This window comes from Microbacterium istanbulense (assembly GCF_037204145.1).
Classification (GTDB): domain Bacteria; phylum Actinomycetota; class Actinomycetes; order Actinomycetales; family Microbacteriaceae; genus Microbacterium; species Microbacterium istanbulense.
In genome coordinates, this window is the sequence record NZ_JBBDGN010000005.1 from 40180 (window position 1) to 54859 (window position 14680).

Annotated in this window: 13 protein-coding genes; 6 read left to right on the forward strand and 7 right to left on the reverse strand. The window is 69.1% G+C overall.

Features of this window, described 5'->3' with window-relative positions; all coding sequences use genetic code 11:
- Positions 1 to 103: 103 nt before the first annotated feature.
- Positions 104 to 1027, reverse strand: a complete 924-nt coding sequence (locus WDU93_RS06770; RefSeq protein ID WP_337318881.1) for a M15 family metallopeptidase — start codon at positions 1025 to 1027, stop codon at positions 104 to 106.
- Between the two features lie 94 nt (positions 1028 to 1121).
- Between WDU93_RS06770 and WDU93_RS06775 the strand changes: the two genes are divergently transcribed.
- Genes WDU93_RS06775 through WDU93_RS06785 form a run of 3 tightly spaced genes read left to right on the forward strand, consistent with a single transcriptional unit; the run spans position 1122 to position 3192 of the window.
- On the forward strand, positions 1122 to 2168 hold the full coding sequence (locus WDU93_RS06775; protein WP_337318883.1) for an Rv2578c family radical SAM protein: 1047 nt from the start codon (positions 1122 to 1124) through the stop codon (positions 2166 to 2168).
- A 44-nt stretch (positions 2169 to 2212) separates the two neighbouring features.
- Positions 2213 to 2641, forward strand: a complete 429-nt coding sequence (locus tag WDU93_RS06780; RefSeq protein ID WP_337318885.1) for an ASCH domain-containing protein — start codon at positions 2213 to 2215, stop codon at positions 2639 to 2641.
- Between the two features lie 11 nt (positions 2642 to 2652).
- On the forward strand, positions 2653 to 3192 hold the full coding sequence (locus WDU93_RS06785; RefSeq protein WP_337318887.1) for a YaeQ family protein: 540 nt from the start codon (positions 2653 to 2655) through the stop codon (positions 3190 to 3192).
- A gap of 86 nt (positions 3193 to 3278) precedes the next feature.
- Here the strand turns inward: WDU93_RS06785 and WDU93_RS06790 are convergent, their stop codons facing one another.
- Positions 3279 to 5513 (reverse strand): DEAD/DEAH box helicase, encoded by a 2235-nt coding sequence (locus tag WDU93_RS06790; RefSeq protein WP_337318889.1) that lies wholly within the window; start codon positions 5511 to 5513, stop codon positions 3279 to 3281.
- Between the two features lie 240 nt (positions 5514 to 5753).
- On the opposite strand from WDU93_RS06790, the gene WDU93_RS06795 reads away from it, so the two are divergent.
- Entirely contained in the window at positions 5754 to 6662 is a 909-nt protein-coding gene (locus tag WDU93_RS06795; protein ID WP_337318890.1) for an aldose 1-epimerase family protein, read from the forward strand.
- Between the two features lie 125 nt (positions 6663 to 6787).
- Here WDU93_RS06795 and WDU93_RS06800 read toward each other — a convergent pair whose 3' ends face one another.
- From WDU93_RS06800 to WDU93_RS06815, 4 genes are read right to left on the reverse strand one after another with little or no spacing between them, the layout of a single operon-like run.
- Positions 6788 to 9913, reverse strand: coding sequence for an efflux RND transporter permease subunit (locus WDU93_RS06800; protein ID WP_337318892.1), 3126 nt, complete (start codon positions 9911 to 9913; stop codon positions 6788 to 6790).
- Positions 9914 to 9925: 12 nt separating this feature from the next.
- Positions 9926 to 10507: a TetR/AcrR family transcriptional regulator gene (locus tag WDU93_RS06805; RefSeq protein ID WP_337318894.1), complete on the reverse strand. Its 582-nt coding sequence runs from the start codon at positions 10505 to 10507 to the stop codon at positions 9926 to 9928.
- A gap of 56 nt (positions 10508 to 10563) precedes the next feature.
- Positions 10564 to 10923, reverse strand: coding sequence for a fluoride efflux transporter FluC (locus tag WDU93_RS06810; RefSeq protein ID WP_337318895.1), 360 nt, complete (start codon positions 10921 to 10923; stop codon positions 10564 to 10566).
- Positions 10920 to 11285, reverse strand: coding sequence for a fluoride efflux transporter FluC (locus WDU93_RS06815; RefSeq protein ID WP_337318897.1), 366 nt, complete (start codon positions 11283 to 11285; stop codon positions 10920 to 10922). Before WDU93_RS06815 ends, WDU93_RS06810 begins: the two co-directional genes overlap by 4 nt.
- Before the next feature lie 73 nt (positions 11286 to 11358).
- Between WDU93_RS06815 and WDU93_RS06820 the strand changes: the two genes are divergently transcribed.
- Positions 11359 to 12042 (forward strand): Pr6Pr family membrane protein, encoded by a 684-nt coding sequence (locus WDU93_RS06820; protein WP_337318899.1) that lies wholly within the window; start codon positions 11359 to 11361, stop codon positions 12040 to 12042.
- Here WDU93_RS06820 and WDU93_RS06825 read toward each other — a convergent pair.
- On the reverse strand, positions 12023 to 13393 hold the full coding sequence (locus tag WDU93_RS06825; RefSeq protein ID WP_337318901.1) for a flavin monoamine oxidase family protein: 1371 nt from the start codon (positions 13391 to 13393) through the stop codon (positions 12023 to 12025). The two genes, WDU93_RS06820 and WDU93_RS06825, sit on opposite strands and share 20 nt — an antisense overlap.
- Before the next feature lie 152 nt (positions 13394 to 13545).
- Here WDU93_RS06825 and WDU93_RS06830 point away from each other — a divergent pair, with 152 nt between their 5' ends.
- Entirely contained in the window at positions 13546 to 14676 is a 1131-nt protein-coding gene (locus tag WDU93_RS06830) for a glycoside hydrolase family 26 protein (RefSeq protein ID WP_337318903.1), read from the forward strand.
- Positions 14677 to 14680: the final 4 nt, after the last annotated feature.

Below are 14680 nucleotides of genomic sequence, written 5' to 3' on the forward strand. Positions count from 1 at the left end.
CGATTCTACGTCTGCGTCCACGGCCGGGACACTCGATTGTGAGAATGCATCCCACAATCAGTGAGACTGCGTACCGGCGTTGTGGGATGCCGCAACGGCGGCGTCAGCCGGTGTAGTCCGGGGCGTGCGGCAGCGAGAAGAATTGCTCGAGGCAGTGGAAGCCGCCCGCACGGTACGCCTCGGCAAGCTCGGGGCCGATATACCGCAGGTGCCAGGGCTCGGCGAGGTATCCGGTGGTCCTGGTCTGACCGTCTTCGTAACGCACGATGAAGCCGTAGCGCCATGCGTTCTCGGCGACCCATGTGCCCTGCGGAGTGGCACCGAACGCATCCAGCCCCGTGCATCCGTCGTCACCGCACGCCACGACGTCGACCGCGAGCCCCGTCTGATGCTCGCTGTGACCGGGGCGGGCAGATCCGGCGTCGGCCTTCTCCTGCCCGTGCTCGTCGACGTGCGCCGCATACGTGGCCTGCTGCAGCCCGTAGGAGCGGTAACCGTTGTTGACGCCGATCGCGCCGACGCCATCGGCCTCGGCCTGCGCAGCCATGTCAGCCAGGGCCTCGACCACCTCGGGACGCATCCGACCCGAGGGACTCGTCGTCTGCAGCGTGTTCTGCGCGAGGGACGCCGGCGCGTAGTCGGTGGGCGCCAGCGGGCGCGCCTTGTTCACCACCACCCACACACGCTTCGGATTTGCCAGCGAGACGCACGGAGCATTGCCGGCCGCGACGGCGGCGCGGAACTCCTCGCCCCCGCCGAAGGCTCGCACGATGGCCTCATCGTCACCGTCGGCGACGGCGGCCTCGACCTCGGCATCGGCGCACGGGTCGGCGGCGATCTGCTGCTCCACGTCGATCGACGGCAGCTGCGCGGCCGCGGCGGGCAGCGGGGGCGCCGAGGAGTCGATCTTCGGCGTCGAGGCGAGCACCCCGAGGGATGCCGCGGCCGTGAACAGCAGTCCGATCGGGACGGCGACAAGAAGCATTCGGGAGTGCGACGCAGCGTGCCGGGGCTGCGAAACATGCATCCGTCCATTCTGACCCAGATCAGGACAGCACGCAGACCGTACATGTCTTCTACACCCCCTCGACAAACCTTCGTTTCTTTGTTCTAATGAACATATGCGGTGGCAGGGACAGACGATCGACGATGCGGATGCCGATGCGCTGCCTGGACTCGAGAACCGCACCGGCATCGTGCGCTCGGTCACGACGCCCGAGTTCGCCGGGATGACCTTTCACGAGGTGCTCGCGAAGTCAGCGCTCAATCGCGTGCCGGGGCCATCGAAGATGCCGTTCGGCTGGACCATCAACCCCTACCGCGGATGCAGTCATGCCTGCACGTATTGCTTCGCCCGAGGGACGCACGAGTACCTGGATCTCGACGGCGGCGGTGACTTCGACTCGCAGATCGTCGTCAAGACCAACGTCGCCGAGGTGCTGCAACGCGAACTGCGGCGCGGCTCGTGGCAGCGAGAGACTGTGGCGCTGGGCACGAACACCGACCCGTATCAGCGCTCCGAAGGGCGCTACAAGCTCATGCCCGGCATCATCCGGGCCCTGGCGGATTCCGGCACGCCGATGTCGATCCTCACCAAGGGCACGCTGATCCGGCGCGACATCCCGCTGCTGCGTGAGGCCGCGCGCCAGGTACCGATCGACGTACAGATGTCGATCGCGATGTACGACGACGACCTGCAGCATTCGATCGAGCCAGGAACGCCCTCCACTCAGGCGCGGCTCGACACCGTGCGCGCCCTGGCGGATGCCGGCTTCGAGGTCGGGGTCTTCCTCATGCCGGTGCTCCCCCACCTCACCGACTCCGTCGCCCACCTCTCCGAAGCGCTGCGCCGCATCAAGGAAGCGGGTGCGGATTACGCCATCTACGGTGCCCTGCACCTGCGGCCAGGCGTGAAGCCCTGGTTCCTACAGTGGCTCGAGCGCGAGCATCCGGAACTGCTCTCGTCGTACCGCGGGCTGTACCCGGGCACTGCCGCCGAGGCGCCGAAGGGTTACCGGCAGTGGCTCGCCAAGCGCGTGCGGCCGCTCATCCGCGCACACGGACTGCAGATGCGGCACGAAGACGAACAGCCGCGCCCTCCGCGCGCACGCCCGCGCTCGACCGTGCCCGCGGCCGCCGCACCACCTGCCGCGCCGACCCTTTTCTGACGCCGTCGCGCGTCCCCGCCGATCACGCCGGATACGCTGACGACATGCCCACCGATGACCTGCCGATCTCGGAGTACGCCTTCCCCGGGCCCCTCCGCGACCGACTCCTGGCAGCCATCCGTTCCGGCGCGAAGACGACCACGACACTTCTGCTGCTCGAACTCGACGTGGATGGCGAGCCCCTCCCCGACGTCGGCTCTCGGGCATCCGTCGTCGACTCCTCGGGAGCGTCAATCGGCATCGAGACGATCGAACAGGTGCGCATCGTGCGCCTCGCGGATGTCGACGAAGAGCACGCGCGCAACGAGGGCGAGGGGTACGCCACCGTCGCCGAGTGGCGCGAAGCGCATGAGCGCTACTGGCACGGCGCCGACTACCGGACCTGGCTGGGGGATCCCACCTTCCGTGTCGATGACGACACCCTCGCCGTACTCGTGCGGTTCCGCTTCGAGGCGACTGCGCATCCCGCGTAGGCTCGACGATCATGGCCATCGGTTCAACGATCATCACGTTCGACGTGCAACTGGCAGACACCGATCGTGGCGTCTATGAGGACTACTCACTCCGCGTCGCGCGGCATCCGTCCGAGACCGACGCGTACATGATCACCCGCGTGATCGCGCACGGCCTCGAGCACGCCGAGGGCATCGACTTCGGCGGCGGCATCTCGCAGACCGACGAACCCGCCGTGCTCGTGCGCGACCTCACCGGCAGCATCACCGCCTGGATCGAAGTCGGTGCGCCAGACGCCGAGCGACTGCACTACGGCAGCCGCCTCGCCGACCGCACCGTCGTCTACACGCACCGAGACCCCGCCAAGGTGATGGCGCCGTGGGCCGGCAAGCGCATCCACCGCGCCGAGGACATCCGCGTGTTCAGCTTCGACACCGGGTTCATCGACGCGGCAGCAGATCTGCTCGAACGCCGCAACACGCTGACGCTCACCATCACCGAACGGGTGCTCTACCTCGACCTCAACGGCACGGCGTTGAGCACCTCGGTGCACGAGCACATGCTGGTCTGACGACCCCGCAGACGCGACGAGGGGTCAAGATCCGTCGCCTGCGCGGGCAGGATGCGACAGTTCTTGACCCCTCGAGGGCGTGCGGGTCAGCGGGTGAGGTCGGCCTCGCTCGGCATGCGGCCGGCGATCTCCTCGATCACGTCATCACCGGGCTGGGCCTGATCGAACGGCGCGTCGATCTCGGCGCGGCCGAGCAGATCCTCCATGCGACGACGACGGTGACGGGTGATCAGCGTGACCACACGCCCCGAGCGACCAGCGCGGCCGGTACGGCCCGAACGGTGCAGGTACGTCTTGTACTCGTCGGGAGCGTCGGCCTGCACGACCAGATCGATGTCGTCGACGTGGATGCCGCGCGCGGCGACATCCGTCGCGACCAGCACCTGCACCTTGCCTGAGGTGAGCTTCTGCAGGTTGCGGGTGCGCTTGGCCTGGTTCAGGTCACCGTGCAGCGAGACAGCGGCGATGCCGGCATCCTCGAACTGCTCGGCGAGCATCTCGGCGTAGGCGCGGGTACGGGCGAACACCAGGGTCTGGCCCTCGCGGTCGACCAGCGAGGTGAGCACGTCGGCCTTGTCGCGGTGCTCGATCACGAGCACGCGGTGGTCGATCGTGCCCGAGTTCTGGTCTTCGCCGGCGACCTCGTAGACGGCCGGATCGACGAGGAACTCGTCCACGAGGGCTGCGACCTCACGGTCGAGCGTCGCTGAGAACAGCAGCTTCTGGCTGGCGGCACCGTCGTCGAGGTCGGTGCCCGTCTGACGAAGGATGCGCTGCACGGGCTCGGCAAAACCGAGCTCGGCCATGTGGTCGGCCTCGTCGAGCACGGCGATGCGCACCTCGGAGAGGTCGAGCTTGCCCTGATCGATGAGGTCTTCGATGCGGCCGGGGGTGCCGATGATGATGTCGACGCCCTTCTTCAGCGCGCCCACCTGCCGCGCCTGCGGCACACCACCGTAGATCTGCGTGGTGAACAGGCCCACGCTGCGCGCGATCGGCTGCACGGTGCGGTCGATCTGCAGGGCGAGCTCACGGGTCGGGGCGAGGATGAGCGCGCGCGGCTTGCGGCCGATCTCGCGGCGCTTGCCCTTCTGCGACAGCAGGATGCGCTCGACGAGCGGCGCGCCGAAGGCGATCGTCTTGCCCGAGCCGGTGCGACCGCGGCCGAGCACGTCGCGCCCCTCGAGGATCGACGGGATGGTCGCGGCCTGGATCGGGAAGGGCGTCTCGGCGCCCATGTTCTTCAGCGTCTCGACGATGTTCGAGCCGAGGCCGAGGTCACCGAAGGTGACATCCGCGACCTCGACGGCCTGCACGGCCTGCGCCTCAAGGCGCTCGTGCACGACGTCTTCGACCTGCTCGCGCGCGGGGGCCGCGGTGCGGTTCCAGTCGCTGCGGCTCGGACGATCGGCGCGCGCTGCGCGCTCGTCACGGTCGAACCGCGGACGCTCAGTGCGCTCGAAGCGACGGTCGCCGGATGCCCGGTCGTCGCGACGCGGGCGCTCATCACGGTCGAAACGCGGACGGTCGGTGCGATCGTTACGGTCGAAACGCGGACGCTCGTTGCGGTCGAACCGCGGACGGTCGGTGCGGTCGTTGCGGTCGAAACGCGGACGCTCGGTGCGGTCGAACGAGGGGCGCTCGGTGCGGTCGAAGCGACGGTCGCCGGATGCCCGGTCGTCGCGACGCGGGCGCTCGTCGCGGTCAAACCGCGGACGGTCGGTACGGTCGTTCCGATCAAAGCGAGGACGCTCGTTACGGTCGAAACGGGGACGGTCAGCGCGATCGTTACGGTCAAACCGCGGACGGTCGTTCCGGTCGTACCGCGGACGGTCATCGCCACCGCTCCGGTCGAACGAGGGGCGCTCGGTGCGGTCAAACCGCGGACGCTCGCCACGTTCCTGGCGCTGACCCTCGAAGCGACGGTCGTCGCGACGCGGTCCACGGTCGTCGCGGCGGTCGTACCCGCGGTCGTCGCGGCGATCGTAGCCGCGGTCGTCGCGGCGATCGTGGTGCGGGGCCTCGCGGCGGCCGGACTCGGCGCGGTTGCGGATCGAGCGGGCCTCATCGCGGCCGGCGCGCTCCTGTGCACTCCAGCGACGCTTCTCGCCACCCTCGGCCTCAGCGGGACGGTACCCGCGGTGCTTCGGGCTCACCGAACCGGGGCCGCGCGGGGTGCGGCGCTCACCGGCATCCGTCCGGTCATCGCGACCAGGGCGACCACCGGCGTGCCGGTCGTGGAACGAAGTCTTCTTGGCGCCGTAGCGCGGCTCGAAGTTGCGGGCGGGGCGACCGCCCTTGGGCTTGCCATTCTTGGGCATGGTGTTTCCTGACTGTCTCTGACACGAGAACAGCGTCCGCCCCGTGCGCACAGAGCTCAGCGCACGGCGGACATACCCGGGCGTTCATCGGCCGGGGCCATTCATGTGATGGTTTATGAACCATCGGCCCCTGGGCTCACACATTCAGAACACGATCCGCGCGGAGCGCGGCGCCCGAAGCCGACGCCCCCAGAATACCGGAGCCACCTGTGAAGCCGCCGCGCGGCATACGATGAGCGCATGTCTGAGACGCCTTCGCCCACCGGCATCCCGTTCTCCCTGCGCCGCGGCGACGTAGCCGCCGAGATCACCCAGGTGGGTGCGTCACTGCGCCACCTGGCCGTCGGCGGGGTCAACATCGTGCCGCCGTACCCGGCCGATGAGCCGACGCCGATGGCCTCGGGTGTCGTGCTGGTGCCGTGGCCGAACCGCATCCGCGACGGCGTCTGGCAAGACGGCGATGTCACTCGCGCGCTCGCGATCACCGAGCCGAAGCTGCGCAACGCCAGCCACGGTCTGCTGCGCTTCACCGCGTACGACCTCGTCGAGCAGTCCGAGTCATCGCTCACCCTGCGCGGCACGATCGTGCCGCAGACCGGCTATCCGTACCTCGTCGAGACGACCGTGACGTACGCGCTGACGGATGCCGGAATCGAGGTCACCCACACCCTCACGAACCACTCGGCCACGACCGCGCCCGTCGCCCTCGGCACGCATCCGTATGTGACGATCGGCGGCGTCGACCCGCGCGAGCTCGTGCTGCACATCCCCGCCGAGACCTATTTCGAGACCGACGACCGGATGCTGCCGATCGGCGAGCAGCCCGTCTCTGGCGGCACCGACCTGCGTGCGGGGCGGCGCCTGGGCGACGTCGAACTCGACACCGGCTTCGCAACGCTGCGGCGAGACCCCGACGGCCTCGCCCGCACGACGCTGACGGCACCGGACGGCCGCACGGTCACGGTCTGGCAGGGCGAGGGTTTCGACTACGTGCAGGCCTTCACCACCGACCGCTATCCGGGTCAGCCGCTCGTCGTCGCCGTCGAACCGATGACCGCGCCCGCAGAGGCCTTCAACTCCGGCCGCGGGCTGCGTCGCCTCGCCCCGGGTGAGACGTGGGAGCTGCACTGGGGCATCCGACTCGACTGACCTCGCGTCGCACCCAGCCGCGCGCCGCGCGCTTGGGAGGAGATCTCCGCGTGGGGAGGAGTCGCAGGTCAGAATCTTCCTCCCCAGCGTGCGATCTCCTCCCGAACAGGCGGGGCGCGGCGACCTCAACCCCCGTGTCGCTCGCGCCGCGTGAGCGGGTGGTCGTCGGATGCCGCAGGCGCGGCCTCTTCGGCATCCGTACCCCGCCGCTTCGCGGCTCGCCGCTCCTTGGCACCCTCGACGAGGTTGTACAGGGTCGGCAGCACGATCAGGGTGAGCACGGTCGACGAGACCAGACCACCGATCACGACGATCGCGAGGGGCTGCGAGATGAACCCGCCGTGCCCGGTGATGCCCAGCGCCATCGGCGTCAGGGCGAAGATCGTCGCCAGCGCCGTCATCAGGATCGGGCGCAGACGCTTCTCTCCACCGGCGAGCACGGCGTCGGCGGTGGACAGCCCCTTCTCGCGGTACTGGTTGACGAGGTCGACGAGCACGATCGCGTTGGTCACCACGATGCCGATGAGCATCAGCACACCGATCAGCGACGGCACACCCAGCGGCACCCCGGTGATGATCTGCAGCAGGATCGCACCGGTCGCCGCGAACGGCACCGACACCAGCAGCAGCAGCGGCTGCCGCAGCGACTTGAAGGTCGCCACCATCACCACGTAGACGATGAGGATCGCCGCCAGCATCGCCAGACCCAGCTGTGAGAACGAGTCCGCCTGCTGCTGGGTGACGCCACCCACCTCGGCGCGCGCGCCGTCGGGCAGATCGGTTCCGGTGAGCGCGGCGTTCACCGACGTGGTCGCCACGGCGAGGTCGTCGGATGCCGGAGGCACGGTGATCGTGGCGGTGCGCTGACCCTTCTCGGTGGTGATCGAGGTCGGTCCCTCCCGCTCCTCGACCACGGCGATGTCCTGCAGCTCGACGGGACCGGTCGCCGTGGGGATGACCAGTTCGCGCAGGGCCGCGACCGTCGTGGGCGGTTCGTCAGCGGCGAGGTAGACGGTCAGCGCCGTCTCGTCGATCTCGACCGTGCCGATCTGCTGCGGGCGCATCGACGCGGAGACGATCGAGCCGACGGCCACCTCCGACAGACCGCGGGCAGCGGCATCGTCGCGGTCGACGACCACGGCGATGTAGGGCAACGACGAGGCGAGGTTGTCGGTGACCTGACCGATGCCGTCACGCCCCTCGAGGTCGGCGACGAGCGTGTCGGTCGCCTCTTGCAGCGCGTCGGCGTTCGGCGCCGTGACGGTCACCTCGATGTTGCTCGACCCGAAGCCGCTGGATCCGGCGACGACGATCTCACCGGCATCCTCGACGCCTTCAACGGCCTTCTGCACGGTGGCGCGCAGCGCCTCCTGGTCGACATCGGCATCCGTCTGGATCGAGTACGTGACCCCGGCCCCGCCGGAGAACGCGTCGCGCAGCGCGGAGCCGCTCGAGCCGATCGACGCCTGCACGTGCTCGATGCCGTCGATGTCGGCGAGGGCGTCCTCGACGGCCAGGGCCGCCTCCGACTTCGCCTCGAGGCTGGCGCTGGGGCCGAGATCCTGCGTGACGGTCATGGTGTTCTGGCCCGAGTCGCTGAGGAAGTTGATCTTCATCAGCGGTGCGGCCGCGAAGGTCGCCGCGAGCACGACGATGGCGAGAACGACGGTGAGGGCCGAGTGCTTGAGCGTCCAGCCGAGAATCGGCCGGTACATCCGCTGCAGCGGGGTCGGCGGGGCGGCCGGGTCTTCGGGGTCGATGCGCTGGCCGTTCTCGTCGATGACGGGCTTGCCGGGTCGCAGGAACCAGTACGCCAGCACCGGCACGATGGTGAGAGCCACAAGCAGTGACGCGACCATGGCGATCGTCACGGTCACAGCGAACGGGCGGAACAGCTCACCCACCATGTCGCCGACGAAGACGATGGGCAAGAACACCGCAACCGTCGTGATGGTGGATGCCGTGATCGCCGCCGCCACCTCGCGCACCGCGAGGAGGATGGCCTTCATCTTGTCGGCACCCTCGACGTAGTGGCGCTTGATGTTCTCGATGACCACGATCGAGTCGTCGACAACCCGCCCGATCGCGATCGTGAGAGCGCCGAGGGTGAGGATGTTCAGCGAGTAGCCGAACGCCTGCAGCCCGATGAAGGTGATCAGCACCGAGGTCGGGATCGAGATCGCGGTGACCAGGGTGGAGCGGATCGAGAGCAGGAAGACGAGGATGACGATCACCGCGAATGCCAGACCCAGCAGGCCTTCGGTCGCAAGCGTCTCGATCGACTGCTGGATGTACGGGGCCTGATCGAAGATGACGGTGAACTCGGCGCCGGGGAAGGTCTCGCCCAGGTCGTCGAGCACGGCGAGCACCCCGTCGGACACCTCGACGGTGTTCGCCGCCGGCAGCTTGGTCACCGCGATAGAGAGGGCATCCTCGCCGTCCACACGCGAGAGCGAGGTGACGGGGTCGGCCTCCTGCACGACCTCGGCGACGTCGCCGATGGTCACGTCGGTGCCCACCAGTGGCAGTTCGGCGATCTCGTCGGCCGACGTGATCTTCGCCCCGGTCTGCACGGTCAGCGTCTCGTCGCCCTCGGTGATGTCACCTCCGGGGAACAGCACGCCGTTCTGGTCGAGCGCATCGCGGATCGCGGAGGTGCTGACGCCGGCGGCCGCGAGCTCGGCGTCATCCGGGGTGATCGTGACACGCTGACCCACCCCGCCGACGATCTGCGCGGCGTTGACGCCGTCGACGTCTTCGATGTCGGGGATGACCACGTTCTCGAGATCAGCCTGGGCGGTCTCGGCGTCATCGAAGCCGGTCACCGCGATCTGGATGACGGGGAAGTCGTCGATCGAGACGCTGAGCACCTGCGGTGAGACATCTTCGGGGAGCGTGGAGGAAATGCGGTTGATCGCCTGCTGCATCTTCTGCTCGGCCGTGGCGAGGTTGGTGCCGTAGTCGAACGTCGCCTGCACGATCGACGCGTTCGTCGTGCTCGTGGCGCTCGACGAGTCAAGCCCCGGGACGCCCTGGATCGCGGTCTCGATGGGGGTGGAGACGTCGTTCTCGACGACCTCGGGCGAGGCGCCGGGGTAGCTGGTCATCACGACGAGGGCGGGCAACTCGAGCGAGGGGATGAGCTCCTGCTTGAGGTTGGTGAGCGCCAGGCCACCGAAGACCGCGGCGACGATCGTGATCAGCGCGATGAGCGCGCGGTTGCGCAGGCTCAGGACGGCGAGGTTCGACATGCAGGGCTCGTTTCAGTCGCTCGGGGACGAAGTGCGGGATTCCTCGCCGAGCAAGTCGGCGAGGGCGGTCTGAATGAGGTGGGCAGGCAGCGGCTGCGCGTGCATCTGCGAGTGCCAGAGGATGCCGTCCATGAAGACGGTGACGGCGGTGGCGCGCTGAACGCCATGGGTCTCGGCGAGGAACTCGGTCATCTGGTCGACCCAGCGCCGGGCCAGAGTACGCACCGTCGGGTCGTGCACCGCGGCGGTGACCACCGCCCGATCAGCTTCGAGCGCATGCGCGTCGTTCAGCCCCTGCATGACGAGATCGGTGAGCACAGCGGCGGTCGCTCCGCGTTCAGCGAGCGCGGCGCGCATGTCGTCGATCCGGGTATCCACCACCGCGGCGAGGCATGTCAGCGCCTCGGCGCGAAGGTCGTCCAGCGTCGCAAAATACTGCGTGGTCGCGCCGAGGGGCACACCGGCCCGCGCGGCAATCATGCGGTGCGTGAGCGCGTCCACGCCGACCTCGATGATGAGCTCGGCCGCGGCGGTGACGATCTCGCGGCGGCGCGCTTCGGGGTCGCGACGACGACGCGGTGTGGCGTGCGGCATCCTGACCCCTTTCTGTACAGATGTACATTACCGCGATCGGGACCACAGAACCGCATTCAGAGGAGAGAGCCCAGCCCCATCCCCGCGGCGGCGGCGAGCAGGCCCAGCAGCAGCATCCCGGCGGCGTTGAAGACGGATGCCCGACGTGCCCCGTCGCGCCAGAGCGCGACCGTGTCGACCATCGCGGTGCTGAACGTCGTGAACCCGCCGAGCAGCCCCAGGCCGACGACCGTGGCGGCATCCGGCAGCAGCGCGGTGACCAGCCCGAGCAAGAACGAACCCAGCAGGTTGATGGCGAACACGCCCCACGGGAATCGCGTGCCGGTGAGACGCGCGACGGTCACATCGAGCACATACCGCGCGGCGGCGCCGACACCGCCGGCGACCGCGGTCAGCGCGAAGATCAGCGGCGTCATCGCGCTGCCTCCGATCTCCGACCGAGCCGCAAGCCCAGGGCCGCGGCGACAAGGCCCAGCACGATGCTGCCCGCCGCATAGACGATGCCGAGCAGCGGAGCATCCTGCGCGGTCTGCAGGGCACCGACGGTGAGTGCGCTGTAGGTCGTGAAACCGCCGAGAGCTCCGGTGCCGAGAAACACCCGCACCTCGGGCGAGGGCAGACGCGCGGTGAGGACGCCGATCAGCAACGCCCCCAGCACGTTCGCCGTGAGCACGGCCCAGGGCAGACCGGCATCCGGAAGCACGAGACCGAGCGCGAGACGCGCGGACGTGCCGATCATCCCGCCGACAGCGACGAGAAGAACACGCAGCGCAGTCACGCCGCCACTCTAGCGGGGGTGCGCTTTCCGTAGACTCAGCCCAGGGGGCGAGAACAGGAGGGCGACACCGCGCGTGATCACGAGACAGGCGTTCGGCTGGTCACGTCTGGTGACCGCTTTCGTGTGTCTGGTCTCGCTCGTGCACCGCGGCCTGTGGGGGCTCAGTTCGCAGTCGATCGCCGGCGACAATTTCTTCGCCTATCTGACCATCCAGTCGAACACCGCCTTCACCATCGTCGCCGTGATCGCGGGCATCGTCGCGATGCGCCTGCCGGAAGATCCGACCTGGCTCACCACGACGCGTGCACTGGTGCTCAGCTGGACCACCACGGCGGGGCTCGCCTTCGGTCTCATCGTCTGGCAGGCCCGGTTGCGCGGCATCCCGATCTCGGTTCCCTGGTCGGATGCCGTGCTGCACTTCATCCTGCCGGCGTGGACGCTCGTCGCATGGACACTCGGCCCGGGCCGCCATCCCGCACATTGGCGGGTGGTGCCCTATGTGCTGCTGTACCCGGTGGTGTGGGGCGTCATCACCATCTGGCGTGGGTCGCTCATCGGGTGGTATCCGTACTACTTCCTCGATCCGCGGCAGGTCTCGGGCCTGCCAGAACTCATCGGGAGCACGGCGATCGCGTTGGCCATCTTCGCTGCCGTGGCGACCGTGCTCGTCGCCATCAGTCACGCCTACCCGACGGTGGCCATTCCCACCCCCGCCCGCACGTCGACGATTCGCGCAGTCACTCGCCAGCGGGGATGACGTAGGTCAGCGAGGCCGCCGTGACCCGTTCTGCGTCCTCGTCGTCCAGCGCCGCGAACGCCTCTGCCTCCGCGCCGCCGACCAGCCCCACCAGCACCGGCTCACCCGTCGCCGGGGCGAGGTTCAGCCAGGTGCGGATCGAGGCGTCCCCGCCGATGATGTGCCAGATCGCGGCATCCGTCTGCCAGAACGGCTCGTCGAAGCGCAGCCACACCGTCTCGATAGCCCCCGCGGCCAGCTCGGCGATCGCACCACGATGGGTGAGCGGCAGAGCGGGGGCAAACTCGACGCCCCCCTTCTGCAGCACGCCGAGAGGTACGGTCACGATCGCGCGGGCGAACGAGAGTGATTCGCCGGTGCCGAGCCGCAGGCTCACTCCGCTGTCATCGTGAGCGACACGCACCACCGGCGAACTGAGCGAGATGTCGAGCCCCTTGGCGGCCTCAGCGACGACGGCCCCCACATCGCCGCGCGCACCCACGAGCTCATCGGCCAGGAGGTTCGGCGGGTACCAACTGGACGCCCGTTCCGGGTCGACCCCCGAGGTGGCCGACACCCAGGCGAGCGAGGCGGCGAGCGCCTCATCATCGAGATCGGCGCCGGCCTGCGCGAGCGCGTCAGTGAGGGGTATGTCGATGGCACCGTCACCGGCACGGCGAATGGCCTCGCGGAGCGGGGTCGTGTCGAGCGAGGCGGTTTCGCCATCTGCGGTCCATCCGGTGCCGGTGTCGAGATCGATCTCAGTGAGGCCGAGCGAGAGCAGCCGTGCGCGCAGCGCCGCGGCCTCGTCCGGGCCGCTGAGCCAGGAGCCGAGCTGGGCAGGGAGGTCGGAGTCCTTGTCGGTGACGGAATGGATGCGGCCGCCGATACGGTCGCGCGCCTCGATCACCGTGACGGTGTGACCGGCGTCGGCCAGCGCACGCGCGGCCACGGTTCCGGCCAAACCGGCCCCCACGACAGCGATGCGCTCGGGCCCGTCCGCGGCGGCGATCGCGGCGGCGGCAGCAGCGCGGCCGGCGTCGACCGCACCCAACACCGTGCCGGGCCTGCTCTCATCGGTGGCCTCGCCGGCGAGGAATAAGCGGTCGGCGATGGGCGCCGCCAGCGCCTGACGCAGCTCGGGAGCGGACCCCGCAGGCAGGTAGCTGCGAGCGCCGAGCGCATACGGATCGGTCGACCAGCGGCTGCGCATCCACGAGACGGGTGCGGGCATGGCGGTGGGCGGCGTGGGCCGCGGCGTGGGCGACGAGGTGGACGGCGAGGGGACCGGATCGCCGGTGCACGCGGCCAGCATCACCCCGACGACGCCGGCGCCAGCGCCGACGAGCAGGGTGCGGCGCGTGATGCTCATCGTGCAGTCAGGATAGCCCGCGCCGAAGCGTCGCATGGCCCGCTCTGCGTGCCGTGACGCCAGAGACCCCCTCGCGCTGGAGCCTGTCGGCACGTGAAGATGTGAACACCGACCGATATACCGGCTCCCCACTCCCCACTCGGGGGAAACACATGATCCCTCATCGATGGACCACGCGTGCGCGCCTGCTCGCGTGGTCGCTGTGTCTGCCACTGGCAGCGCTGATCGCCGCACCCGCAGCCACCGCGGCGACATCCCCCCTCCCCACCGCCCCCACTCCCCGCACGGCATCCACGCAGCTGAGCATCCTCGACGCCGACGACGCGATGATCCTCGGGTGGGCCTCCCACACGCTCACCACGATGGCCACCGAAGAGAAGCAGTTCAGCTACACCAACGGGATGCTGTCGACCTACGTCGACTTCGTGCAGTCACCCGGATTCCCGCACAAGTTCGCCGATGCCGCCGCCCGGCGTGGCTCCGCGCTGCTCATCGCCTGGGAGCCCTGGAACTGGAGTCTTCCGGCAGGGCAGCAGCCGCAGTTCGCGCCGCGTAACATCGCCGCCGGCCAGTTCGACGCACATCTGAAGTCCTGGCTGGCGCAGGCCGCCACCCGTACCGACGAGGCCGAGATCATCGTGCGCTTCGCGCCGGAGATGGACGACTCAGCGCGCCCCTGGTCGAGCGGCACCGCCCCCGGCGCCAACACCCCGGCGGAGTACATCGCCATGTGGCGACACGTGTACGCCCTGAAGCAGGCGATCGCCCCCGAGGTGGTCCTGCTGTGGAACCCGCTCAACTATGGCGCGGGCCCGTACCCCTTCGAGGCGTACTATCCGGGCGATGCGTACGTCGACGCGCTCGCCCTCGACGGGTTCAACTGGAGCAACGTGCGCGCCGGCTCGCCCGGTTGGCAGAGCGCTGAAGATGTCTTCGGCTTCGCCCGTGCCGACGGTCCCGTCGTGCGCCTGAAGGCGCTGGCGAACGGCAAGCCCTGGGGCATCGCCGAGACGGCATCCGCTCCGGATAAGCCCACCGACTTCCAGCCGGGCGGGCCGTTCTTCGCCGCCTGGGGCACCTGGGTCTACCAGTGGCCGGAGAATCCCCCGTACGAGGCGACCGCCGCCGACTGGATCACCCAGGAGGGGTGGACGCGCATGGTCATCGAGCGCGCACGCGACCACGGCGCCTCGTTCGTGAACCTGTTTCACACCAACAAGGAGACCGACTGGCGCCTGACCGACACGGCCGTCGGCCGCGCGGTGTTCCGCGACGCGTCCTGAGCGA